Consider the following 24,556-nt stretch of genomic DNA (forward strand, 5'->3'; position numbering starts at 1 on the left):
AGTCCTAGCCTCTCAATTGTTTTTGGATTGTCGAGCAAGACGCAGTGGTTGAGTGGGCTCTACTACGCTGATTTCATCAGCTTTTACAGCCCTACTCAACTGTGAGTAGGTGGGACGACGAAATCGAATTCTAACGAATTACCGATTTCTGTCCCACTCTCTTTTTGAGGTTAAGATGACCTCAATCTATCTGTGCCTGATGATGTATTGATCATGGTAAAACAAATCTTCGTGAGAAAGCAAGTCTACTCATTTTTTTGAATGATTAGTTCTCCAGATCTAATTTCCCAGACTTGGTCAAAGTTCTTCAGTGCTTCATTCTGTCGGTGTAAAGTAATGATGACAGCACACGGTAAGTCTAGTACTTTTTTCAATTCTGCCTCGAACTGATGAGCATCCAAGGCTGAAAAAGGTTCATCCATAATAACTAATGGACTCTGGCGGTTTTTTTCTCGATTGAGGTACATGCGTTGTTGTTGTCCAGCTGACAGGGATTGAGGAGGTGTTGCTTCAAATTCCTCATCCTTAAACTCTGCGGGGAAAGTATTGAATAGCGTAACATTATTTTCATAACTAGAGATGAAGCTATGCTCTTGTTGCAAGATCAGGCCAAATCTCCCCCAAAGCTGATTTAGGGGAAGATCGTTCAGCAAGATCTCGCCTTGGAAATCCTCATCCGTACCATTTAAAATATTGAGCAGGCTACTCTTACCTGATCCGTTCTCTCCTATGAGGGCAATCTTATCTCCTTTGTGAATGGTGGCAAAAGAAATCTTCAATGTTGATTCCCCAAGTTGTTTAGAAAGATTTTTCAATGTGATCGTTTCAAAAGAATGCTGTGGTGCCTGAATTGAAGATGGGTGTTTAACGATAGTTTGAAAGCTTTTAATTACAGGTTTTACCGACTCTAACATTTGCAGATCGTAAAGGATTTCTTGAATTGGTTCTGAGAAGGCTGTAATATAACCAAAACTTGCAACCACCTCAGGGATACCAATTTGATGATGATATAGAGAGTAAGCTAGATAGGAAAAGAGAATAAGGCTAATGAATTCAAAAGAAATACCCGTCAAGAGAATACCTGTAATTTTAGTCAAACCATACCCAAGATACTTATCCTGCAAATTTTTGAGAGAACTTCTTTGTTGCTCTATAAAATGAGGTAGAGTAAGTTTGTTAACTAGGTGATGTCCTCGGAATAGATCCTCCAAGGTCCGATAATAATCACCTTGCTTTTCAAGATAGGTTTGTCTACGCTTCGCAGTCAATTAACCAACGATCTTTGGAATTTGAATACTGATGGCTGTTGAAATCAGTAGGATCAGTGCCACTATAGGATTGATCGTTCTGGTAATAATGATGGTATAAATCAAAATTCGTAGAATCTGCTTAAAAAAACTCATCAGTGGAGGTAGATAATCTTTTTCCAGTGAATCAAGATCATTAGATTGATAAGAAATGTATTCTGCGACTGTTTTCTGCTTGAAATCATGGTGGGCAAGTCCTAAAAGAGATTGAAACCAATCGTTCTTTAGATTTGTCGAAAAGAGAATGGCCTGTTTCCAGTCAAGTCGCATTTGGATGTAGTTGCAAGTCAAGTAACCTATAACTGCGATACAATAACCTGACAAAGCTATTTGATAGTGGCCACGAATTAATTCTTGTGTAAAGTATGGAAGAAGAGCCGTACAAATATTGGATAGTCCACTAAAGAGAAAATTAAAGAAAAGATACCAGCGCAAAGGCTTAAGGTATTGAAACATAGACGAAACTCCTTGATAAAGCTATAACATAAAACTGATAATGACATAACAGCCCAGTTACATTAATGAGCAAATAGGGGCATTAGTTAGAAACTTTCATTTTTGTAAAATATAACTAAATTATAGCATATGATGAAGTCAGTTTATTAATTTGAAAGAAGTTTGTCCATGTATTTCTCAAAAAAATTTGATATTAGGATGATTCTGTAGGCGTGTTAATTTAAACAAAAGAATTGCTAGCGACAGAAGATGCTGCTAGCGGAACCTATTTGCCTCCAAGTAGTGGAACTGATCTATCGTGGAAGCAAACAATCTCTTTAGGATGGCAAAAACGACAAGCCATTCTGAACAAAGTGAAGAATCCGAAAGTTAAAACGTTAGAGGAAAAACTTTCAAAAATGTCACGTGCAGAACTGGAGGAAGAGTATGGTACTGTAATTCAATCCTATAAAAGGTTTCTTACAATGGGACAAGGCGATAATGTGACTGCTACTATGGATTTTGAGGATGTGAAACTAATTTGGAAGCGGTATAATGAAGTGAAGGATGATCACTTAGGATTATTACCTTCAGAATTAGCCAAGGTGGACCCAAAATTTAAGAAACGTATCGATGCAATGGATCAAGAAGCGTTAGAAGAGGCCTACCCAGAACTTAAAACATTGATCTCCATGGCTCATGTGAATCCATATGCACAACTATTTAAATCTGAAACAGAGCGAGCTAATTATGATTACCTACTAGACCGCTATTTCCTTTTAGATAGTCAAAAAATGCTCAGTTGGCGAGATCCTGCTTTTCAAACTAAATATGATTATTATATAATTGAAGAAGGTATTGATCCTTTTACAGGCAAACCTGCTACACAGGAAGAAATCAATCGTGCAAAAGATATCAAGAAGGTGAGAGCTTTTACTGATAGCCTCCAACTAGCAAGTACCTTGTATACATCTTATGTTGGATATAATCAGTACTACAATAAACCCTACACATCTTTCTCGGATGTATATAGTAAGGTAAAAGGGAAAATTCCTGTCTTCAATAGGAAACCAGTAATTCCTGTTTTTTCAAATAGATATTCAAAAATAGATTTTACTCAAACTGACTTTGATGTTGAGTTAATAAGAGGTAGATTGAAAACTGATCCAGATACGGCTTTTTTCTGGTCAGGACGAACAGATGGCATTGGAGGAATGGATGTTGCGAAAAAAATAGCAAAAAATAAAGGAGGAGTTACATTAGAATCTACGATTGATGATACGAACATTGTAATGCCTGAATGGGATTTTAATACTCCTTCAAGTGTAACAGCTTGGGAGGAAGCTTCGAATGTTTACGCAGAGCAAGTATCTGGTGAAATAAGAGCTGTAGTTGGTAGCGAACTACGACCAGGAAATATTTGGGAAAACATCGAACTACCAAAATTGAAGGCCAATCCAAATGTTACTAAGGTTACAACAATAGATCCTAAAACAGGGGTAGAAAAAATTATATTCGAGAGGTAGAAATGAAAATTACAGGAACAAGATCAACAATTACTTTTGATTTAGAGAATGGTTTCCTCATAAAAGCACAAGGAGAATTGCTGATCAATAAAAAATTTGTTGTTTATAAAGATAGTATGACACAATGGGAGCCTCCTCATGAGAATCTTCCGATAACTCAAAGAGAAATAGAAAATATTATTAATACAGCTAAAAAAATGGAGAGCAATCAAACTATTCAATTAGACTTTGTATAATTATATTGTATTCTGAGAGAAATAAATCTCTATACAAGTGGTCAGGTTGTCTATCATGGGACCAAACTCCTAGGTGGAAGTGAAGAAGATGCTCAAACTGCAAACTTTATCGGGAACATCGTAGGAGGTTATGTGGCCTCCTCAGCAACCAGCAAGTTTAGTTTGAATCAACCTATTTTTTCAAATCGATATTCAAAAATAGATTTTACTCAAAACAGAAGACCATTATAAAACATTTTAAAAAAATAGAATAGAGGTTTGAAATCCTGAAAAATAGAATTCATTACATTACGAAACTTGAAATGCAAGATCGATTGCCTTTCAGTGGCTTTGTAGCAAATTTTGATGGGAAGCAGATCCAAAACAAAGAAGAACTATTTCGTTTTCTTGAAAAAAATGTCGGACTTCCTGATGCCAATAATTGGTCATCTATTACAGATTGGCTGACAGACTTATCATGGATAAAAGCTGAAGAATACAACTTTATTCTTGAAAATTATGATAGCTTCTTAAAAGATGACTTATCATCTAAAGACTTATTTTTAGAAATTTTGGAAGAAGATATTCTTCCTTGGTGGGAATGCGATGTTGAAAAGCATGTTGTTGGCAGTAAGGTCAAGAGTTTTCAAGTTTACATAGTAGAAAATTAAAAATAGGACAAAGTTTTAAGGAGCTACCTTAAGGTAACCACTTATGTTGGATATAATCAGTACTACAATAAACCCTATACAACGTTCTTGGATGTATATAGTAAGGTAAAAGGGAAAATTCCTGTCTTCAATAGGAAACCAGTAATTCCTGAGGTGAACCTTAAGGTAGATATCAATGGTAAAACTATAACAGAAACCACAAAACCTTATGATCGCGAACATATTTTACGAAATATAGAAGAAAGCAGGCTTGCGAGGGAGAGTTCAGGGTTTAAAGACTTTTCAACCACGAGGCTTCAGCCGGTAGCCAAGCCTCAGCCTGCACCTAAGAATTTAGATGTTGAGGGACCAGTAGTAAATAATATTCAATCTAAATATCCCGATTTGCAAACTTATGAATATAATTCATATACAAATCCTGGTCCACTAAATGATTTAAGAGGTCAGCCTAATGTTAATTTTTATGGGGGACGGTATGATGTTGAAGTTTTGAAGTCTCCTAAAATATTATATCGAGCTGGCGACCAAAGCAATCCGCTAGGGCAATGGTTTACAGAATCAGCCCCACATTCTGAGATAGAAGTTAGAATAAATACGGCAGTAAAACCAATTTGGACAGATCGTTCAGGAAACTACACTGGTAGCTCTCCTTTAAATACAGTTTACGAAATAAAAATACCAGCTGGCACAACAATATACAGAGGACCTGTTGCGAGTCAAGGAGGCATCTATCAAGGTGGTTTGGAATATGAACAAATTTTTATTGAAACTCCGTGGAAAATAGAAGGTGTAGAGGTTATTAGCTCAAAACCATTAAATTAGTGAGGAAAGAAATGAAACGAAAAGAATTATTAGATAATATCAAATTAATATTACCACTATTAAATCAATACAATGATGGGACAATTCATGTACAAATTTCATTTTTACAAGGATTAGAATGTGCATTGGAAAATGGTGACTCACTCCCTACAATAAGAGAAATTAAAGATATCCTTTATCCTCCAAGAGGAGGTCTATCAGACTTTTCTGTTTGGAAGAATGATTATTTGGAACGACTAAAAATTAATGAAGAAATTGAAGCCTACAATAATAGATTATGGGAGCTTTTAAATCAAATAGAAAACTTGGAATCATAGTAAATGCATCAAATTTTAAAATTAGAAGCATTTCATCAATCTCATACAAGAATTCCAAGCGGAAATGAAGATTCTGCTTTTGATGGTTTTTGGAAACCAGGAGGACAGACCTTCCCAGGAAATATGCCAGAAGCAGTCATTGACGAAGTTCCGTGGGGAGAATTTACAATTAGAAAATTAGGAGGCGATTAAAATGAGTTTAACTAAAATAACATGGGAAGAATTTGATACCTTTGATAAGATTGAATCACCGAAGGGATATGATTTTCGAAGACATGAAGGGAAATATTACACTTTTGGAGAGTTTGGAGTAGCTTCAGTTCGTCGTGTCTTTGAAATTAATCCTTCTGATTTTAATGAATATTTATTAGGCAAGAGGACGGCACGTGAAATTGATTTTAAAGCGGAGAACGATCGTTGGCCACCAACGGAAGAAGAAAAGAAAGCTAGTGAGAAACAATTTATATTAAAAGGCTTAACTCCTTTAATAGCTAGTCCTAAAAGTTGGGAATTATTTACTCAGGAGGAGCTTGAGACGTTAATTCCGCTTGCTGAACAAAAATGGATTGACTGGAGAGGCAAGCTTCCAGATGATTATGTATCGCCATTGAAATAGCTTGTAAGGAACTTGTTTATACACTGTTAGTTGTAGGCAAGTTCCTGTTTTCACTTTAAGTGGACTAAATGAATCGCAAAATATTGACAGAATTCCAATACCATTAATGAGGCATATTCTAATAAAGTTTTAGCTCAGGGCAATAAGTACATTGGAAAAAGTAGTAATGGATTAAAGATTGGAATGTATATAAGAGAATCTGATGGAAAAATTATCTCAGCATTTCCAAGGGAATAAAATGAATTTAGAGGTAAGATTAATGAAGAGAATATATTCAGTTGTGGTTTTTGGAAATGAAGAAAATGATATATTGTTAGTTTTGAAATTTATAGATCAAAAATTTCAAACGCTGTCAGACTTTTTAAATTCTGAGGTTCATAATTTTTATCTGCATGTTCGAGAAGCTTTGGAGAGTGTAATTACTGGGAAGATGGAAGAGTATGCTTTTGATGGTAATATGTTGGGAATCGAAATTGGAAAAGAAATAACAGAAGTTTACTTCCAATTTGAGGAAGAAATATTAGGTGCGCCATGTTTTATTTCAACTGATGAACTGTATAAACTAGTGATTGAGTGGAAAGAAATGGAAGATAAAATGTACAGGGGGGACGATATTTTTCCGCTAATGATAGAGGATTGACGTTGAAGTAATTCCCCAAATAATGGAAAAGCGATGAACAATAAAGAATTAGAAGATTTATTTTACACAGTTCCAAACGATGTGGATTATACAGATCTACTCGAAGAAGTAGACTTGGAAGATATTCCGGAAGAAACAATTGAAAAACTGACTTCTTTATTAGATAGTGATGATGATTTTTTGCGCTATAAATCCTCTCGATTGTTGACTATTTGGGGAATAAAGGAAGGCTTTAATATTCTGACTCAGATGTTTGTTGAAGGTAAATTGGAAGGCTATATTCCTCATCGGCTATATAGTTATGATGATACAAATCGAATTATATTAGATGCTCTTACTAGCTATTGGGCCAATCAGTCAGATAGAGGTGATGGCGATACAGCAAGGCAAGACATATTCCCTTATGTCTGCAAAATTATAGAGCAGGCGGAAAAAGGTTATTATGATCTTTCATATTTTTACTATCTAGTTGAAGATAATGGCTTTTCTGAATACATCCCCTACCTCAAACACTTCCTTTCAACTATTATGGACAAACCTGAAGAAAATTATTGGCGAATTCATGATACTTTGAAGCTATTCCTCAAAATAGATCCTGATTATGTGACACAGTTATTAAAAGAAAAGCAAAAATCATTGGGAGATTTTGGAATCGAGGATAAAGGTGAAAGAAATTAAATTTTATAAAGTAAATGATGAGTATGGTTTTATGTCCAATTTTGCTCCCTACCCTTTTTCAGATGGTAGCAGAATCTGGCCAACATCAGAGCATTATTTTCAAGCACAAAAGTTTTTAGTACCCCAAATTCAAGAGAAAATTCGTCAGATAGCATCTCCAATGGATGCTGCTTTGGAGGGACGCAATCGTCAAAATCCCTTGAGATCAGATTGGGAAGAGGTCAAAGATGAGGTAATGCTCCAGGCTCTTCGGATGAAATTTAGCCAAAATCCAGAAATCGTAAGGGAATTGCTGGCGACAGGAGATGCCAACATCATCGAACATACGCGAAACGACGCCTACTGGGCTGATGGGGGAGATGGCACTGGGAAGAACAAACTAGGCCTTCTCTTAATGCAAGTACGGGAAGAGTTGAAAAACGCTAACCTGTAATCTCTCCTCTAGCTATTCCACCTATTTCATGCTAGAATAAAGAAAAACACATTTGGAGGCATTATGAATCAGACAGTGACTTATTTGCAGGAATTGACAGCCATTCCTTCACCGACCGGTTTTACACGTGAGATCGCAGACTATTTGGTCAAAACCATTGAAGGCTTTGGGTATGAAGTGACTCGGACTGCTAAGGGAGGCGTGAATGTGACCGTTCCTGGTGTGATCACAGACAAGCAACGCTACGTCACAGCCCATGTGGATACCTTGGGGGCTATTGTCCGCGCTGTGAAAGCAGATGGCCGCCTCAAGCTGGACCGTATCGGTGGTTTCCCTTGGAATATGATTGAAGGGGAAAATTGTACGGTCCATGTGGCTAATACCGGAAAGACCCATTCGGGTACGATTTTGGTCCATCAGACTTCTTGCCACGTCTACAAGGAGGCGGGGACTGTCGAGCGGACCCAGGACAATATGGAAGTCCGTCTGGATGAAAAAGTGACCAATGAGAAAGAAACCCGTGCCCTTGGTATTGAAGTGGGTGATTTTGTCAGCTTTGATCCCCGGACCATTGTGACAGATACTGGCTTTATCAAATCTCGTTATCTAGATGACAAGGTGAGTGCGGCGATTCTCTTGAATCTTCTGCGCGTGTACAAGGAAGAGCAGATCCAATTGCCAGTAACGACCACCTTTGCCTTTTCAGTCTTTGAAGAAGTGGGGCATGGGGCTAATTCCAGTATTCCGGCTGAAGTGGTCGAATACTTGGCAGTGGACATGGGAGCTATGGGAGACGACCAAGCGACGGATGAATACACGGTATCCATCTGTGTCAAAGACGCTTCTGGACCATATCACTATGAGTTCCGTCAGCATTTGGTAGCCTTGGCAAAAGCCCAAGAAATCCCTTATAAGTTGGACATCTATCCTTTCTATGGATCAGATGCCTCTGCAGCCATGAGCGCAGGAGCAGAAGTCAAACATGCTCTTCTCGGAGCAGGAATCGAATCTAGCCACTCTTATGAGCGGACTCACTTGGATTCTGTAGTCGCAACAGAGCGCATGGTCGATGCCTACCTCAAGAGCGACTTAGTAGAGTAAAAAATGGAACTACTCTCCGGAGTAGTTTTTTTCATAATACAAAAATTTTCTGAAAATTCCTTTTCTTCTGAAAACCTTTGTGGTATAATCTCAAAATAAACTTAAAATTTCTTGAGGAGATTTACATGAAAAAAAGAAATGTCATTGCACTTGCGGGGGTTGCCCTCCTTTCAGCAGGTATCCTAGCAGCTTGTTCGGGTGGTTCTAAATCATCTAGCTCAAGTAACGGTCAAAAATTCTCATATGTCTATGAGACTGAGCCAGAAAACCTAAACTATATCACATCTGGTAAAGCAGCAACCCACGATATCACTGGAAACTTGATTGATGGTTTGTTTGAAAATGACAAATACGGTAACTTGATTCCATCTCTTGCAAAAGATTGGACAGTTTCGCAAGATGGCTTGACTTATACTTATAAACTTCGTGACGATGCTAAATGGTATGATTCAGAAGGCGAAGAGTATGCGGATGTAACAGCTAAAGATTTCGTCACAGGGATCAAATATGCGGCTGATAACAAATCAGAAATGCTCTACATCATCCAAGATTCTATCAAAGGCTTGAATGACTACGTCAGTGGTAAAAATAAAGATTTCTCAGCTGTAGGAGTAAAAGCAGTTGATGATCATACCCTTCAAATCACTTTGAACCAACCAGAATCTTACTGGAACTCTAAATTGACTCTTGGGATCACTTTCCCTGTCAACGAAAAATTCGTGAAATCAAAAGGGGATAAATTCGCTCAAGCAAGTGACACCAGCTCCCTTCTTTACAATGGTCCTTACATCTTGAAGAGCTTTACTTCAAAATCTTCTATCGAAATGACCAAGAATGAAAACTACTGGGATAAAGACAAGGTCTACATCTCAGATGTGAAATTGGAATTCTACGATGGACAAGACCAAAGTAAATTGGCCAAATCATTCGGTGAAAATTCTCTTAGCTTGGCCAAACTCTTCCCAACTGGATCTGGTTACTCAGAGCAAGCCAAAGAATTCAAAGACGAAATCACCTACACTCCTCAAGACGCTGCTTCTTATGTTATTGGTACCAACATCGACCGTCAATCTTACAAACACACTGCTAAGAAGACCGATGAAGAAAAACAATCTACTAAGAAAGCTCTCTTGAACAAGGACTTCCGTCAAGCGATCAGCTTTGCCTTCAACCGTGAAGCGTATGCTGCTCAATTGAACGGAAAAGACGGAGCAAGCAAGATCATCCGTAACCTCTACATTCCACCAACATTTGTCCAAGCTAATGGCAAGACCTTTGGTGAAATGGTGAAAACTCAATTGGATACCTACGGAGATGAGTGGAAATCTACTAAACTAGACGATGGTCAAAACGGTCTCTTCGATGCTAAGAAAGCGAAGGAAGAGTTTGCAAAAGCGAAGACTGCCTTGGAAGCAGAAGGTGTGAAATTCCCAATTCACATTGATATGCCTGTGGACCAAACCACACCATCAAGAGTTCAACGGGTACAATCCTTCAAACAATCAGTTGAAGAAGCACTTGGTAAAGAAAATATCGTCATCGATATCCAAATGCTTTCGAAAGAAGACCTTCAAAATGTGACCCTCTTTGCGCCAAATGCGGCTGGCGAAGACTGGGATCTCTCTGATAATGTTGGATGGAGCCCTGACTACCAAGACCCATCAACTTACATGGATATCTTGAAAGCTTCATCTGGTGAAAATACTAAAACTTTCCTTGGATTTGACCCAAGTGAAAACAATGAAGCAGCTAAAAAAGTTGGTCTGTACGACTTTGAAAAGATGATCAAAGATGCTGGTGCAGAAACACAAGACGTCAACAAACGCTATGAAAAATATGCGGCAGCGCAAGCTTGGTTGACAGATAGTGCCCTTGTTATGCCAACTTCTTCATCAACAGGACGTCCATTCTTGACACGTATCGAACCATTCTCAGCTCCATTTGCATGGACTGGTGGTAAAGGAAAAGACCACGTGATCTACAAAGGAATGAAACTCCAAGATAAAGCTGTGACAACTGCTGACTACAACAAAGCCCTTGAAAAATGGCAAAAAGAACAAGCAGAGTCAAACAAAAAAGCACAAGAAGATCTTAAGAAACACGTCAAATAAGAATCGATAACCGAGGCTGATGCCTCGGTTTTTTGTGGGATCATTTGAATATCAACTTGATATAAAAACGCTTACATAGTATAATAGGAGTGTTGTTTACAAAAAGTGAGGAGATTGACATGAAAAAGAAAACAATGGTTTCCATTCTCGCATCAAGTTTATTGATCGCGCCGATGGTCTTGCATCAAGTAGCAGCAGCAGATGAGCAGACAGAAGAGCTAGCTCCATCGACAGAAGTGGTCCATGCTCCATCTACTGAAGCAAGACCGACAACAAGTGACGCAAGTACTGTCACTAGTGAAGAAGCTGCAAGCTCGAATGAGGCATCGCTGGATCGGGCGACAGGTGCCAATCAAGTAGCTCCTACAAGAGAAGCCCACACAGTCTCAAGTGATCCAACTGTTCCAGTAGCAACTCCAGTAGTAACAAACAGGGAAGCTGCACCTCAATCCACTCCTACTTCAGAAGCACTGGCAACAAGTCAGGATTTGGCAAAAGTCACAGGTTCGACCCTTGCAAGTGATCAGGCTACTAAAGAGTTGACAGTGCAAGATGCTGTTAATGGCTTGCTTCAATGGGCAGCAACGGATCCAAGCCAATTAGGCCAAAGCCAAGCAGATCGGGAACGCTTTGCCAAGAGTTTAGGTTTGATTGAAACATCAGAAGATCTGACTCGTAAGGTCAGTCAGCCAGAATTGGCCAAGATGTACGAAACAGCTAAGAAACTCTATGATGCCTACCGGGCTGAAAAGAAAAGCCCTCTCTTTTTAAATGGTCGTGCCCAGCCTATTTTCCCTTATACGACGGGAGAAAAAGCAGACGAAGACTACAAATATGAGGACAGCCAAATTGTGCGCTTCCCAGTCTATGTCGAAACGGACTACGACACCGATGCAGATGGCAAGCCAGACTTGGTCAAAGCCATTGTTCAATTGCCAAAAGCAGTCGCGCAAGGAGATTTTAAGGCAGCAACTATTCTCGAAGCGCGTCCTTACGTAGCAGGAACACTCGATGAAAACTACGTGACCCTTGAAAGTCTGGGGCTTCCGACAGATGGCAGCTACGACATGAAGAAACTGCACAGCCAACCTGCAAAGAGACAGCCAGTTGGCAGTGAGACGACAGTAGAAGCAGCGAAAAAAGCCAAAGCATCGGATTGGTACTACTACAGTCCCTACGAGTATATCTATGACTACGAAGATCTCAACTGGTACGACTATTTCTTGGTCAGAGGCTATGCCTTTATCTCCAGTGCTGGACTTGGGACCAAGGGATCAGAAGGCTTCAATACAACCGGATCTGACCTCGAAATCAATGCCTTCAAGAATATCATCGAATGGGTCAATGGCAAACGCAAAGCCTACACCGATAAGACTAGCAATATCGAAATCAAGGCAGACTGGGCAAGTGGCAATGTCGCAATGACCGGTCTCTCCTGGGCTGGCACCACAACCTTTGGTGTGGCAGCGACTGGCGTAGAAGGCCTAAAGACCATCGTTCCAGCAGCAGGGATTGCTTCTTGGTATGATTATTTCAATAGCCAAGGGACCCAATTTGGCAATGCACCTTATAGTGACCTTTCATGGCTCTCCCTCTACGTTAGCACGCGGATGCTGGATCAAGAAGACTGGGCAGGGATTTGGCAAAACTATTCCAACTACATCAACCAATTGAACAAGGACCAGTACGCTCATGATCGCAACTACAGTGATGTCTGGAAGGAGCGGGATTATACCCTTCATCCAGAAAATCTCAAGACCAGCGCCCTGATTGTCCATGGCTTGAACGATGACAATGTCAAGACCAAACATTTTGAACTCATGTACGATGCGCTCAAGAAAGCGGGCCAAGATGTCAAGCTCTATCTCCACCAAGGAGACCACGTCTATCCAGCTGCTATGTCCCGTGGATACGGCATCACCGCCAAGGGTCAAGATTTTTATGATTTGCTCAATACCTGGTTGACCCACTACCTCTATGGCGTGGACAATCACGTCGAAAGCTTGCCAGCGGTTCTAGCTCAAAACAACTATGATCCAAGTAAGTGGACCAGCTATGATAACTGGAAGAGCAGTCAACGTCTCTTCTTGAATGCTCAGTCGAAACGCTTGGAAGAAACCATTTCAAGTGACTATGCGGCTGCGGGTGTTGAGATCGCTAACCGTAATGAAACAGTCAGCAAAGCCTCTTCTAAGGCTAATCTGACTTTTGTTTCTGAGGTCACTGAGGACACTACGATCAAGGGCCACATTCCCGTTCATTTCAAGGCAGCTCTTGCCAAAGGTCAAGGAAAGAATTTCCAACTCAATGCCCTCTTGGTAGACGTGGCAGATGAGGACTTTGACGTGGTAGGAAATGGTAGCGTCAAGCAAGATAAAACAGCAGATGGTTTCTGGATGGGAAGCAATTTAAGCAATCTATCTGTAGCCGAATACGAAACCATCAAGACCAAGTACAAGGTGATCGCAAAAGGCTGGATCAACCTTGCCAATCCTGAGTCTGGCTACGATTCAGCAAGCTCTCGCGCAAGCATCGAGCCAAAAGTTGGGGAATACCATGATTATACGGTCTATCTCCAACCAAATCTCTATACAGTTAAGAAAGGTCACAAGTTAGCTCTAGTCTTTAACACCTATGACCCGTCTGATTTAACGGTGGAGCACCCTTATGAAGTGACCTTCAAGACAGATTCTATCCAGGCTGCGATTCCAATTGTCGAAAAGACCCGCGCTCAAAAGGCAAGCTATCTACCAAGTGCAAGCGATACAGACTATGCAAACCTGCCAGAAGTTGGAGGAGCTGCTCTAGTAGCACCAGAAGTGCACTACAAGGAAGAATATACGCTTCCAACCCCAGAACATCTTGTCCAACCAAGCCAAGATGTTCCTGAGAAGGTCGTTGAGATGAAGACCGCATCAGCTGCCCAAGAGCACCCTCACCTTGCTCTAGCTGTATCCTATGGCCCTCAATTTGTTTCATCAGGATTGGCAGAAGATCCTCAAGCTCCAACTCCTGCAGTAGAAGGAGGGCATGAGGAGCATACGCTTCCACAAACAGGTAGCAAAGAACATGCTCTGGGTCTCTTAGGTCTGTTTACCCTGACAGCTTCTAGCCTCATCTTTTGGCGCAAGAAGAAAGAAGATGCTTAAGGAGTCCCCGTAGCAAATATTTCTAAAATGGCATCATTTAGTGTAAAATAAAAGTAGAAATGCAGAATCAGTAGATGCCTACTGAAAAAGGAGGAAATATGGCACACGTAATCACAGATGCAACTTTTGAACAAGAAACCAGCCAAGGCCTTGTCTTGATTGACTTTTGGGCAACTTGGTGTGGTCCATGCCGCATGCAAGCTCCAATCTTGGATCAGTTGGCAGAAGAAGTACATGAAGATGATTTGAAAATCTGTAAGATGGATGTCGATGAAAATCCAAATACAGCGCGTCAATTCGGTATCATGTCGATTCCAACTCTTCTCTTTAAAAAAGATGGACAAGTTGTCAAACAAGTGGCTGGAGTTCATACGAAAGCCCAATTGAAAGAAATCATTGCAGAATTGAGCTAAAAAAAACTCGTTTTCCAAACTGGAAAACGAGTTTTTTTGATACTCTTTATTTCTTTCAAATAGGCGTGATACCCATTGACAGCGCTTTCTTATAGTGCTAAAATGAATCTGTATTTCCTATAAAATTTTTACAGGAAAAAATTCTCCTAGGAAGATGTCGATCCTAGGAGAACATTACATATAAAGGTTATTGGCCCTCTGTATCTTGGGCTACCCAGACGCTGACGGAGCGCTCTGCCACTGGAAATTCGGCGCTACCGTCTTCTTGAACTTGGACGGTTTCGCTACAATTTTCTAAGATATCATAGTAGGTGAGACCTGCGTAGGATGAGCCGATCTCCATGACTTTTGTAGCAGCTTGGTTATTGGAAATCAAGCAGGCGATTGGTGCTGATTCTTCAGTACCTGAGCGTGTCCAACCGATGCAATTAGGATCATCGAAGTAGTCTGTTTGTTCCCCGTAGGCCAGATCTTTACGAACCCATAAGAGGCGATCGAGGACCTCTTGGAAACTTTCTTGCGCAAACTTGCCCTCGATACCGTAGTAGTCTCCATAGAAGACACAAGGCAAACCAGCTTCACGAAGTAAGATCAAGGCATAGGCTGCAGGCTTGAACCATTCTTCAATGGTAGATTCCAAGGCTTGCCCTCGTTGGGTATCATGGTTTTCCACAAAGGTTACGGCCTCTTCAGGATGATTCAGCGCCAGTGTTCCATCAAAAATAGTTCGAAGGTCGAAATTTTCACCCTCTTGACTAGCTCTAAAGAGGTTTTGGTGGAGGGCTACGTCGACCAGGTCATACAGGTAATCAATGCTTTCCAAGTACTCATCGTTAGTTTCTGTGTCGCCATTCCAAAATTCAGCAAAGACGTAGAAATCTTCACCATACTTTTGGGTAATATTGTGGATGAAATTCTTCATAAAGAAGGAGTCGATGTGTTTGACCGCATCCAGACGGAAACCTTCTACACCAGTCGTTTCGATAAACCAGTCAGCCCATTGGTCGAGATTCTCTACAACCTCGGGATGTTTGAAATCGATATCGGCATACATGAGGTAATCGTAGTTTCCATTCTCATTGTCTACCAGATCTCCATGAGCCCAACCTTTGTTGTCCCCTTGGATTTGGTAGATCCCATTCTTATTACGTGAAGCATCGTAGTCCGTACCGGTGAAGTGGTACCAATGCCAGTGGAAGTCATTATAGGCGCCATTTCGGCCATCAAAGGTGAATTTAGTCCATCCTTGAATGGTGAAGGGCTCAGTGAGAACCTTGTTTCGATCCATAGGATCGACCTCAACGACCTCGAATTCCTCTAAGCCATCAGCAGCAGCTTTATGGTTGAGAACGACATCGGCCATTGGTTGAATCCCAGCATCTTTGAGGGCTTGAATAGCTTGAAGATAATCGTCTTTGAAGCCATATTTGGTACGAACTGTTCCTTTTTGGTCGAACTCGCCCAAATCAAAGAGGTCATAGACACCGTAACCAACGTCATTGTTGGAAGTAGCTTTAAAGGCAGGTGGCATCCAGACTTTACAAATACCCAAGTCTGCTAAGTGTTGCGCATCTTCTACAAGACGCGTCCAGTGGTTGCCATCAGCTGGCAGGTACCACTCAAAATATTGCATTAAGGTTTGATTTTCCATTGTTATTTCTTCTTTCATGTGAATGTTCCTATTTTACCAAAAATAGTTGGATGCGACAAACGTTTGCACTGGAAGCAAGCCCTTTCTAGAAAAGAAATCGCATACATGAAAGAAATGAAGTGAGAATATAAAAAAATAGAGTCGGGTTCCGCTAGGACTGACTTTGAAAATGGTGAAAGGAGACCATTTTATGAAAAAAACAACTCTTGTTTCTCTACTTGTTGCAGGTTTACTGATTAGTCCTGCTGTACTCGCCCAGCATGTGCAAGCAGACCAAGTAAGCAGCACAACTACTGAAGAGACGGTGACTCCTTCAGCGACAAGCTCTGAAGTTACTGAAACAGTGACCTCAACACAAGGAGACAACAAAGAAACCGTACAGCCTGAGAAAGTAGAAGAGGTTTCAGAATCAAACAGACCAACCACTTCACCAACCGCTCCGACAACTGAGCTACATGAAGAACCTGCGTCAAGCCCAGCGGTAGTGAGCGCCCCAACTGTTGAGTCCACTCTAACCAATCAGCCAAGCCCTGTGCCTGCGACGCCTACCGTTGGCAGTCAAGAGGAGAGCGCGACTCCAAAAGTAACCCAAGGAGACTTGGCTGAAATTACTGGTGCAACTGTAACCGACCAGGATCGTGAAAAAGAAGTCACTGTGACGGAGGCAGTCAATCAACTATTGAACTGGGCTTCAACCAAGGAAAATCAAGTCGGATCTACTGATAAAGACCGATTAGCTTTTGCCAAGAGCCTAGGGATGGTCAAGGAAGGAGTGGAGGGATCTGCTCCAGTTACTAATCTCACTTCAATGGTTGATGTAGCCAAACAGCTCCGTGCCGCTTACCGCGCAGACAAGAAGTCACCTCTCTTTTTGAATGGCAAAGCACAACCTATTTTCCCATTTACGCCAGGGGACGATCCGGAGCATTACTCCTATGACAAGAGTGACATCGTCCGCTATATTGTCTATGTGGAAACCGATTATGATACGGATGGAGACGGCAAGCCTGACTTGATCAAGACCTTTGTGCAGGTGCCAAAAGCAGCTGTCAATGGGAACTATAAAGCTGCGTCCATCTTTGAAGCTAGTCCTTATGTAACAGGAACAACAGAGGAGCGCACCTTAGAGGGAATTGGTCTCAAAGAAGGTGGAAACTTCGATATGGCCAAGCTCTATGAAAAACCTGCCAAACGCCAAGCAACCAAGACTGTTACGACAGAAGAAGTAGCAAAAGCGACCGATCCAAAGGATTGGTACTATGTCAATCCGCGTGAAAGCTCTGAAGATTATACGCATTATGATTACGAAAATCTCAACTGGTACAATTATTTCTTAGTTCGTGGTTATGCAGTGGTGACCAGTAGTGGTTTGGGCTCTAAAGGATCAGACGGGATCAATACGACCGGCTCTGACCTTGAAGTCGCTGCTTATAAAAATATCGTTGAGTGGCTCAATGGCAAACGCAAAGCTTACTCAGATAAGACTAGCAACCAGGAAGTCAAGGCGGACTGGTCCAACGGAAACGTCGCCATGACAGGCTTATCTTGGGCAGGTACGACAACATTTGGTGTAGCTTCTACTGGTGTGGAAGGCCTAAAGACCATTGTGCCAGCTGCAGGGATTGCTAGTTGGTATGACCATTTCAACAGCCAAGGATCTCCTCTTGATACCGGAGCTTCCAATGACCTATCTTGGCTGTCTGTCTATACCTCAGGCCGAATCCTTGATAAGGAAGATTGGGACAAGGTCAAGGATTACTATGCAGCCTATATCACCAAACTCAATGAGCTCCAACACAAGGATGGTCATAATTACAACGAAGAATATGCCAAACGCGACTACACCTTAAATGCAAGCAACTTAAAGGCGGCCCCTCTCATTATCCAAGGGCTCAATGATGACAATGTCAAACCAAAACATTTTGAACTCATGCTGGAAGCCTATAAGAAGGCGGGGATTGATCCCAAGGTCTTGCTCCACCAGGGCAATCACATCTATCCATCTACTCGTTGGTCAGGGACAGAAGTCGCAGGCCAAGCCTTTAATGACCTGATGAATCTCTGGTATAGCCATTACCTCTACGGTATTGAAAATGGGATTGAAAACCTTCCACAAGTAACAGCTCAGGACAATCTAGATCCAAGTAAATGGCGTCGTTTTGATAAATGGGATACCAACAATGCCATCTCCGCTCGAATCTACTCTAAACGGGAGGATGTGACAGTAACTGGCGATTACTATGGTACAGGAAATAACTGGACTACACGTAACCAAGATGCAGCCTTCCATTCTTCCGAAGTGGCAGCTTCCTATGCAGCCACTGTCGACCAAGATGTCACCATCAAAGGCCATATTCCTGTGCATTTTAGCGCTGCTTTTGTCAAGGGAGACAAGAACCATGCCCATGTCAGTGCGACTCTGATGGATGTTTCCGATGAGGAATTTGATGTGGTCAAGGAAGAAATCACCTATGATAAAGATGGCTACAGCACGCGCACATTGGAAAAAGAAACCATCGATGAGACAGGCTACTGGAATGGTAGCAACCTTGAAACCTTGCCTCTCAAACGTTACAAGACCCACAAGGTTAAGAGTGTGGTGATTGCGCGTGGTTGGATGAATCTGGCCAATCCAGCATCTCGCTATGACTCAGCAAGTTCTAGTCATTCTATTGATCTGAAAGAAAATGAATATCATGATTACACCATGTATCTGCAACCAAATCTCTATACAGTGAAAAAAGGCCATCGACTGGTTTTGAGTTTGCACACCTATGATCCGGATTACATCTATTTTGCAGATCCTTATGAAGTGACCTTCAAGACAGATTCTATTTCTGCAACGATTCCAATCGTAGAAAACAGTCGGTCTCTCTTGTTCCGTTATCAACCGAGCGAAAAAGATACAGAGTATGCCACATTGGCAGATCGGATCTTGCCAATTGCAACCATTCAACCAAAAGTAGATCCTGAACAAGACCCAAGTCCAGTAGATCAAGCGGAAAAACCAATTGTTCCAAGTAATCCAATGACGCCAACCAATCCAGCTATTTCTGAAATTCCTCAAAAACCAAGCCACGGTCGAGATCCGATGGACTTCCGTAAGGAACAAAAAGAAGAAACTGCACAAGAATTGGCTCAAAGAGCTGATAAAGATAAGATAGAAGTGACAAGCCAACCAAGCCTTCCAAAAACAGGTCAAGCAACAAGCTCTTGGACTCTCTTTGGCTTCCTAGGACTCATGCTCACCAGCCTTTTGTCACTTGGCAAAGCTCACAAAGATGAATAGTAGAAAAGAAGGATGGAGAGAAAGTGAAAACCACCAATAGAGAGAGCATCGAAACGATTTTTTCCGAAGCCTTGGCGATTCCAAGCTTCACCAATACTGAGACCGAGCAAGGAATCGAAGCCTACCTGGATCAACGGATTGGACAAATCCCCTATTTCAAGGAACACCCGGACCATTTTGGGCGCTATCAGGTGCCACAGGATCACTTGCATCGGTCGGTCAATTGGGCCCTGGTTGATAAGGGAAAGAAAAAAACAGTTATCCTTTTCCACCACCATGATACAGTTGATCTAGAAGACTATGGAAATTTGGCAGAGATCGCGCTCGATTCTGATAAAGTAGCAGTAGCTTTGAAAAGACTGGACAGTCGACCTGATATGCAGGAAGATTTAGCTTCTGGGGAATGGAAATTTGGCAGAGGGTCTTGCGATATGAAAGCAGCATTGGCCCTTCAATTGGGGGTTCTGGAAGCCTATGCGGCAGATCTCGTGGAAGGTCAGGTCAATCTGCTCTATCTCTCTGTTGGAGATGAGGAATCCTATTCACGTGGGATGCGTGGAGCTTTGGGCCTCCTCACAGATTTGCAGGAGAAGTTTGATCTGAATTATGTATTAGCAGTGGATTCAGAACCCTTTGAATCAGAGGTAGGAAAAGAAAAGGTCCTTCACATTGGCACAGTCGGCAAACTCATGCCGGTCGTTGTGGCACAAGGTGTCTTGTCCCATATGAAGGAGCCCCTTAAAGGGATCAATGCCTTGTCCCTCCTAGTAGCCATTGCAAGCCAGCTAGATCTTCATCCCGATCTGGCAGATCAGGCGTTGGGAGAAACGTCTCCCCTTCCTTCTTGGTCCTATCTCAGAGATTTGAAGGAGCAGTACGATGTATCGACCGTGCTCTATGCGGCTGGTTATTTCAGTGTGTTACATTTGAAGAAAACACCGCAAGAGCTCTTGCAACGAATCTATGAGCTTAGTCAAGAGGCCTTGGACGCCTTTTACAAGAAGTATGAGCACTTGCAGGATCAGGCTGGCCAAGAACATATTATTGCAAGGCCAAGAGTCATCACCTATCAACAACTAGAGGAACGTTGCCAAGACTTAGAGGGTTACCAAGACTTTAGAGAAGCTTCTAATAAAAAAGCGGAGCAAGATTTTCGTAATGGGACCAGCTACCAGAGCCTTGCGATTCAGCAAATCCAGCGACTCCTTGAGTTTCTCGGAGATAAGGATCCTATGGTGGTCATCGGTTTTGCGCCCCCATATTATCCTTCCATGAATTGTCGTTTTTTAGACAATACCGATTTCAATATCGTGTCCCTCATCACTGATTACCGCGAGTATCTGGACACAAGAGGTTACCTCTTAAAAGTCGAAGAATACTTTATGGGGATTAACGACACCAGTTATTGTGCCTTGGAAAAGGATGTAGCTTCTTATCAAGTCGTCCTGGATAGCCTAGCCACACCAGCCCAGGTCTATGATCTGGATCTGGAAAAAATTGCTCAAATTCAGGTTCCAGCAGTCAATCTAGGACCATGGGGCAAAGAATTGCACAAGCGAGGAGAGCGGGTCTACAAAGAAGACTTCTTGGAGACCATTCCAAACTATTTACTAGAATTGCTCTACCATTTCGATGATCGCTTATCAACAGAATAAGAAAAAACGGTCCCAATGAGGATCAATTAGGGAGTTAACATGATTACATTTCACGGAGTTACCAAAGATTACGATGGGCATATTGCCCTCAACCACTTGGATCTGACCATCGAAGACGGGCAAATTGTCGGCTTGATTGGCCATAACGGAGCTGGAAAGTCAACGACGATTAAGAGCCTGGTCAGTGTCATCACCCCAACCACTGGATCCATTGAAGTGGATGGTCAGGACCTCTATAGCCATCGACTGGCAATCAAAAAGAAGATCGGTTATGTGGCAGATTCGCCAGATCTTTTCTTGCGTCTCACAGCCAATGAATTCTGGGAGTTGGTTGCGACTTCTTATGATATGAGTCAGAAAGACTGTGATCAACGCTTAGAGGAGCTTCTTAGGATCTTTGATTTTCAGAGCCACCGCTATGAAGTGATTGAATCCTTTTCACATGGGATGCGCCAGAAGGTCTTCGTCATTGCAGCCCTTTTGTCAGATCCAGATATCTGGGTTTTGGACGAACCGATGACCGGTTTGGACCCACAGGCCTCTTACGATTTAAAACAAATGATGCGACAGCATGCGGATCGGGGCAAGACGGTTATTTTCTCTACCCACGTCTTAGAAGTGGCTGAACAACTCTGTGATAAAATCGCTATTCTCAAAAAGGGAAATCTCATTTTCTATGGGACGATCGAGGAATTAAAGGGCCAGCACCCCGAACAAAGTCTGGAAAGTATCTATCTCAGTCTAGCGGGTCGGAAGGAAGAAGGTGGCGATCATGCGTCTTAAGATTATCCAGCAACTGGTCAATGTCAATATCATCTATGCCAGTCAGCCCGCTCAGATCGCAAAATTACGTGCCAAACAGGCCAAAAAACCGGACGTCAAACTCAATGTTGCCCGCAAATCGGTGCTCAACTATCTCTTTTTAGGATTGGTCTATTTCCTCATATTTGGCTTGCTCTTTAGCATCTATGATTTTGTCCATCAGCCAGCCTTCTTTGTCAATATGGTCGCCCTTTTTTCCTTGATGACCATTTCCCAAGGCTTTATGAGCTTTTACAATGTCTTTTATGAAAGCAAGGACCTCCAGTTTTACCGGCCCTATGCCTTCTCAGATGCGGAAGTCATTGCTGGAAAGAGTATCTCGGTCATCCTGACCCTCCTCATGGCTATCCTTCCCTTGGTCAGCTATTTTCTGATCTTGCCTGTCCAAGCAGGCGGCTTCAATCCGTTAGGGATCCTGCTAGGCCTCTTTTGTGCCGTGATTCTCTTAGGCGTTCTCTTTTTAGCGACGATCTTACTAGCTCATTTGATCACCAAGACCCTCTTTTTCAAAAAACACACGACCCTGGTCTCCAACATCATGGTCGGAATCGGCTCCCTCTTGAGTTTAGGAGCTTATCTCTATCTGAATCTAGTCCAAACCCATCGGGTAGAAGTGTCTGGTGGCGCTGATATTCCCATTCTATTTCCACCTTTTACGGCCTTTCATCAGTTTATCCTCCATCCTTTTGATGGAGAAGCGATCCTTGGCCTCTTGGGCTGGATTCTGGTCCTTCTGGTCTTGATCGGCCTGGTTCGTAAAATCGTGATCCCGCAGTTCTATGACGCGGCCCTTGCAGTTGCGACCAACCAAACCGTTAAAGAGCGTGTGAAAGTGCTCCATGTGGGTCAGAAAGACTCCTTTAGACGATTTGTCATTCAGTATCATCGCAGACTCTTGAGTGATGGGACCCTTATGGTACAAGTCCTTTTGATGATGAGCATTCTGCCTTATATTTTCCTCCTCAGTGGAGCAGCAGGAGCATCGAAAAATATAGGAGGACTCAGTCCTTACTTGACGCCCCAGTATCTGGTGCCACTGACCCTTGTTGCCATCTTGATCGGTGTTTTCAATAGTTTTGGAGGCTTGACCAGTATCGGTATTTCGCTAGAGCGCGAAAACTTTGAGTACTTGAGATCCCTCCCTATTGATTTCAAACGCTATCTCTTCATGAAGTTTTGGTTGCTTTATCTGGTGCAATCTATCCTTCCTGTCATTCTTCTGGTTGGCGTTTGTCTCTATTTTGGCGTCCATCCCTTGGCTATCCTAGCCATGTTGCTGATCTGGGTTGTAACAACCATTCCGATCTGCATTCGAGACTATGTCAAAGATTTTCAGAACTTTAGCACCAATTGGACCAATATCACGGAGTTGATGACCCGTCATCGTGGGAATGCAGTTCTTCAGTCTATTCTCTTGATTGTCTTTCTCTTTGTGATGTTTCTCTTGATCATTGTCAGCTTCATTTGGACCTATCATTCCGTCAGCACCTTGCTAGCTGTGATCCTTTATAGTGTCATACTGCTAATTGGAGCGGGAATCAGCTATACCATTTACCGCAAAAAAATCCGTACCCTCTACCAAGAGATCGGACAATAAAAAGAGAGAGTGGGACAGAAATCGGTCATTCGTTAGAATTCGATTTCGTCGTCCCACCCTCCGCACAGTTGAGTAGGGCTGTAAAGCTGATGAAATCAGCGTAGTAGAGCCCACTCAACCACTGCGTCTTGCTCGACAATCCAAAAACAATTGAGAGGCTAGGACTTTTGTCCTAGCCTCTTTTTAGTGGTGATTAAATTTCATAGCCCATGAGGAGGCCGCCTTCTTCGGCGTAGAAACTACAAAGTCCAGAAGTAGGAAGGACTTCAATCATTGCATGGGCAAATTTTTCTCGAATCAATGCAGAGAATTGCTCGATAAATTTTTCATTGTTGCGGTGGGCAATGGTAATATGTCCGCCATTATAGCCTGCCTTGATTAATTCATCAAAAGCTGCCTTGATCGCTTTCTTTTGGCCCCGTGCTTTTTGGAGTAGCTCAAGAGTACCCGTCTTACTAGCTTCCCCAACCATACGGATATTGAGGAGACCGACAACGGTCCCGATCAATTTGCTGAGACGCCCATTTTTGACCAGATTATCAACCTTGGCCAAAACAAAGAGCAACTTCGTCTTAGACTGGTAGGTCGTGATCACATCGACTACTTGATCAAAATCGAGGCCTTCAGCGACCAACTGATTGAGCTTACGAACGATCAGGTCCACCTCACCCCCAGCTGACAAGCTATTAATGACGTGGATATTGGTATTCGGATGCTCTTCTAGATAAATCTTCTTGGCCACCTCAGCACTATTGTAGCTACCTGAAAGGGTTCCAGTGATGGTCACAACGACGATATTTTCAGCTCCTTCAAAGGACTTCATATAATCATCTGGACTTGGACAGGCAGACTTAGAAGCTGTCGTAGTCGCATACATCTCTTCCATCATCTGATCGATATTGAGTTGGGCGTCATCTGTATAGATGGTCTCTCCCACTTGGATGGTCAATGGGACACTGACAAACTCCGTATCCGGTGCCAGATTGTCCAAAGAGCGGTAGTCACAGCCTGAATCCGCAATAATTTTCCATTTCATCAGTTCATACCTCATAATTGTTAAAAATGTACATTGACAAGTAGTATGTCTTCTTTTACAATTATATCATGA

General features: G+C 42.1%; 19 protein-coding genes and 2 pseudogenes. 18 read left to right on the forward strand and 3 right to left on the reverse strand.

What is annotated here, in order from left to right; translation table 11 throughout:
• Positions 1-245: 245 nt before the first annotated feature.
• Positions 246-1,763, reverse strand: a pseudogene (locus O3646_RS09595) (ATP-binding cassette domain-containing protein).
• Positions 1,764-2,011: 248 nt separating this feature from the next.
• Between O3646_RS09595 and O3646_RS09600 the strand changes: the two are divergent.
• From O3646_RS09600 to trxA, 14 genes and pseudogenes are all read left to right on the forward strand, one after another.
• Positions 2,012-3,268 (forward strand): annotated as a pseudogene (locus O3646_RS09600) (hypothetical protein); the annotation flags it as partial.
• Between the two features lie 2 nt (positions 3,269-3,270).
• Positions 3,271-3,504, forward strand: coding sequence for an Imm74 family immunity protein (locus O3646_RS09605; RefSeq protein WP_024056346.1), 234 nt, complete (start codon positions 3,271-3,273; stop codon positions 3,502-3,504).
• Positions 3,505-3,806: 302 nt separating this feature from the next.
• On the forward strand, positions 3,807-4,154 hold the full coding sequence (locus O3646_RS09610; RefSeq protein WP_003007812.1) for a barstar family protein: 348 nt from the start codon (positions 3,807-3,809) through the stop codon (positions 4,152-4,154).
• Positions 4,155-4,307: 153 nt separating this feature from the next.
• Positions 4,308-4,976, forward strand: a complete 669-nt coding sequence (locus O3646_RS09615) for a hypothetical protein (RefSeq protein WP_053090794.1) — start codon at positions 4,308-4,310, stop codon at positions 4,974-4,976.
• A gap of 11 nt (positions 4,977-4,987) precedes the next feature.
• Positions 4,988-5,293 carry a PTS family porter gene (locus O3646_RS09620; protein WP_024055942.1) on the forward strand — a complete coding sequence of 102 codons (306 nt, stop codon included), beginning with the start codon at positions 4,988-4,990 and terminating at the stop codon, positions 5,291-5,293.
• Between the two features lie 3 nt (positions 5,294-5,296).
• Positions 5,297-5,485: a hypothetical protein gene (locus O3646_RS09625; protein ID WP_049473973.1), complete on the forward strand. Its 189-nt coding sequence runs from the start codon at positions 5,297-5,299 to the stop codon at positions 5,483-5,485.
• 1 nt (position 5,486) lies between these two features.
• Entirely contained in the window at positions 5,487-5,909 is a 423-nt protein-coding gene (locus tag O3646_RS09630) for a hypothetical protein (protein WP_049485884.1), read from the forward strand.
• Between the two features lie 202 nt (positions 5,910-6,111).
• Positions 6,112-6,549, forward strand: coding sequence for a hypothetical protein (locus tag O3646_RS09635; protein ID WP_239665668.1), 438 nt, complete (start codon positions 6,112-6,114; stop codon positions 6,547-6,549).
• 33 nt (positions 6,550-6,582) lie between these two features.
• Positions 6,583-7,227: a hypothetical protein gene (locus O3646_RS09640; protein ID WP_371610811.1), complete on the forward strand. Its 645-nt coding sequence runs from the start codon at positions 6,583-6,585 to the stop codon at positions 7,225-7,227.
• Entirely contained in the window at positions 7,214-7,660 is a 447-nt protein-coding gene (locus O3646_RS09645; protein WP_371610812.1) for an NADAR family protein, read from the forward strand. The genes O3646_RS09640 and O3646_RS09645 overlap by 14 nt, the downstream gene beginning before the upstream one ends.
• 63 nt (positions 7,661-7,723) lie before the next feature.
• Entirely contained in the window at positions 7,724-8,761 is a 1,038-nt protein-coding gene (locus O3646_RS09650) for a M42 family metallopeptidase (RefSeq protein ID WP_371610813.1), read from the forward strand.
• Positions 8,762-8,886: 125 nt separating this feature from the next.
• Entirely contained in the window at positions 8,887-10,872 is a 1,986-nt protein-coding gene (locus O3646_RS09655) for a peptide ABC transporter substrate-binding protein (RefSeq protein WP_155167622.1), read from the forward strand.
• A gap of 119 nt (positions 10,873-10,991) precedes the next feature.
• Positions 10,992-14,021 (forward strand): CocE/NonD family hydrolase, encoded by a 3,030-nt coding sequence (locus O3646_RS09660; protein ID WP_371610814.1) that lies wholly within the window; start codon positions 10,992-10,994, stop codon positions 14,019-14,021.
• Positions 14,022-14,119: 98 nt separating this feature from the next.
• Positions 14,120-14,434, forward strand: coding sequence for a thioredoxin (gene trxA / locus O3646_RS09665; RefSeq protein ID WP_003002728.1), 315 nt, complete (start codon positions 14,120-14,122; stop codon positions 14,432-14,434).
• Between the two features lie 187 nt (positions 14,435-14,621).
• Here the strand turns inward: trxA and O3646_RS09670 are convergent, their stop codons facing one another.
• Positions 14,622-16,103 carry an alpha-amylase gene (locus O3646_RS09670; protein WP_371610815.1) on the reverse strand — a complete coding sequence of 494 codons (1,482 nt, stop codon included), beginning with the start codon at positions 16,101-16,103 and terminating at the stop codon, positions 14,622-14,624.
• Between the two features lie 172 nt (positions 16,104-16,275).
• Here O3646_RS09670 and O3646_RS09675 point away from each other — a divergent pair, with 172 nt between their 5' ends.
• The 4 genes from O3646_RS09675 to O3646_RS09690 are packed head-to-tail and all read left to right on the forward strand — an operon-like array spanning position 16,276 to position 23,448.
• Positions 16,276-19,374, forward strand: coding sequence for a CocE/NonD family hydrolase (locus tag O3646_RS09675; RefSeq protein WP_347112056.1), 3,099 nt, complete (start codon positions 16,276-16,278; stop codon positions 19,372-19,374).
• Between the two features lie 23 nt (positions 19,375-19,397).
• Positions 19,398-21,029: a M20/M25/M40 family metallo-hydrolase gene (locus tag O3646_RS09680; RefSeq protein ID WP_347112055.1), complete on the forward strand. Its 1,632-nt coding sequence runs from the start codon at positions 19,398-19,400 to the stop codon at positions 21,027-21,029.
• 39 nt (positions 21,030-21,068) lie between these two features.
• Positions 21,069-21,812, forward strand: coding sequence for an ABC transporter ATP-binding protein (locus O3646_RS09685; RefSeq protein ID WP_003010968.1), 744 nt, complete (start codon positions 21,069-21,071; stop codon positions 21,810-21,812).
• Positions 21,802-23,448: a hypothetical protein gene (locus tag O3646_RS09690; protein WP_347112050.1), complete on the forward strand. Its 1,647-nt coding sequence runs from the start codon at positions 21,802-21,804 to the stop codon at positions 23,446-23,448. The genes O3646_RS09685 and O3646_RS09690 overlap by 11 nt, the downstream gene beginning before the upstream one ends.
• A gap of 193 nt (positions 23,449-23,641) precedes the next feature.
• Here the strand turns inward: O3646_RS09690 and O3646_RS09695 are convergent, their stop codons facing one another.
• Positions 23,642-24,484, reverse strand: a complete 843-nt coding sequence (locus tag O3646_RS09695; RefSeq protein ID WP_155172084.1) for a DegV family protein — start codon at positions 24,482-24,484, stop codon at positions 23,642-23,644.
• Positions 24,485-24,556: the final 72 nt, after the last annotated feature.

It is taken from the genome of Streptococcus sp. 27098_8_148, assembly GCF_041432105.1.
Lineage (GTDB): Bacteria > Bacillota > Bacilli > Lactobacillales > Streptococcaceae > Streptococcus > Streptococcus parasanguinis_AE.

Coding starts and splice junctions, on each gene's coding strand:
- O3646_RS09605 (WP_024056346.1), top strand. CDS start 3,271: ATGAAAATTACAGGAACAAGATCAACAATTACTTTTGATTTAGAGAAT.
- O3646_RS09610 (WP_003007812.1), top strand. CDS start 3,807: ATGCAAGATCGATTGCCTTTCAGTGGCTTTGTAGCAAATTTTGATGGG.
- O3646_RS09620 (WP_024055942.1), top strand. CDS start 4,988: ATGAAACGAAAAGAATTATTAGATAATATCAAATTAATATTACCACTA.
- O3646_RS09625 (WP_049473973.1), top strand. CDS start 5,297: ATGCATCAAATTTTAAAATTAGAAGCATTTCATCAATCTCATACAAGA.
- O3646_RS09630 (WP_049485884.1), top strand. CDS start 5,487: ATGAGTTTAACTAAAATAACATGGGAAGAATTTGATACCTTTGATAAG.
- O3646_RS09635 (WP_239665668.1), top strand. CDS start 6,112: ATGGAAAAATTATCTCAGCATTTCCAAGGGAATAAAATGAATTTAGAG.
- O3646_RS09640 (WP_371610811.1), top strand. CDS start 6,583: ATGAACAATAAAGAATTAGAAGATTTATTTTACACAGTTCCAAACGAT.
- O3646_RS09650 (WP_371610813.1), top strand. CDS start 7,724: ATGAATCAGACAGTGACTTATTTGCAGGAATTGACAGCCATTCCTTCA.
- O3646_RS09655 (WP_155167622.1), top strand. CDS start 8,887: ATGAAAAAAAGAAATGTCATTGCACTTGCGGGGGTTGCCCTCCTTTCA.
- O3646_RS09660 (WP_371610814.1), top strand. CDS start 10,992: ATGAAAAAGAAAACAATGGTTTCCATTCTCGCATCAAGTTTATTGATC.
- trxA (WP_003002728.1), top strand. CDS start 14,120: ATGGCACACGTAATCACAGATGCAACTTTTGAACAAGAAACCAGCCAA.
- O3646_RS09670 (WP_371610815.1), bottom strand. CDS start 16,103: ATGAAAGAAGAAATAACAATGGAAAATCAAACCTTAATGCAATATTTT.
- O3646_RS09675 (WP_347112056.1), top strand. CDS start 16,276: ATGAAAAAAACAACTCTTGTTTCTCTACTTGTTGCAGGTTTACTGATT.
- O3646_RS09685 (WP_003010968.1), top strand. CDS start 21,069: ATGATTACATTTCACGGAGTTACCAAAGATTACGATGGGCATATTGCC.
- O3646_RS09690 (WP_347112050.1), top strand. CDS start 21,802: ATGCGTCTTAAGATTATCCAGCAACTGGTCAATGTCAATATCATCTAT.
- O3646_RS09695 (WP_155172084.1), bottom strand. CDS start 24,484: ATGAAATGGAAAATTATTGCGGATTCAGGCTGTGACTACCGCTCTTTG.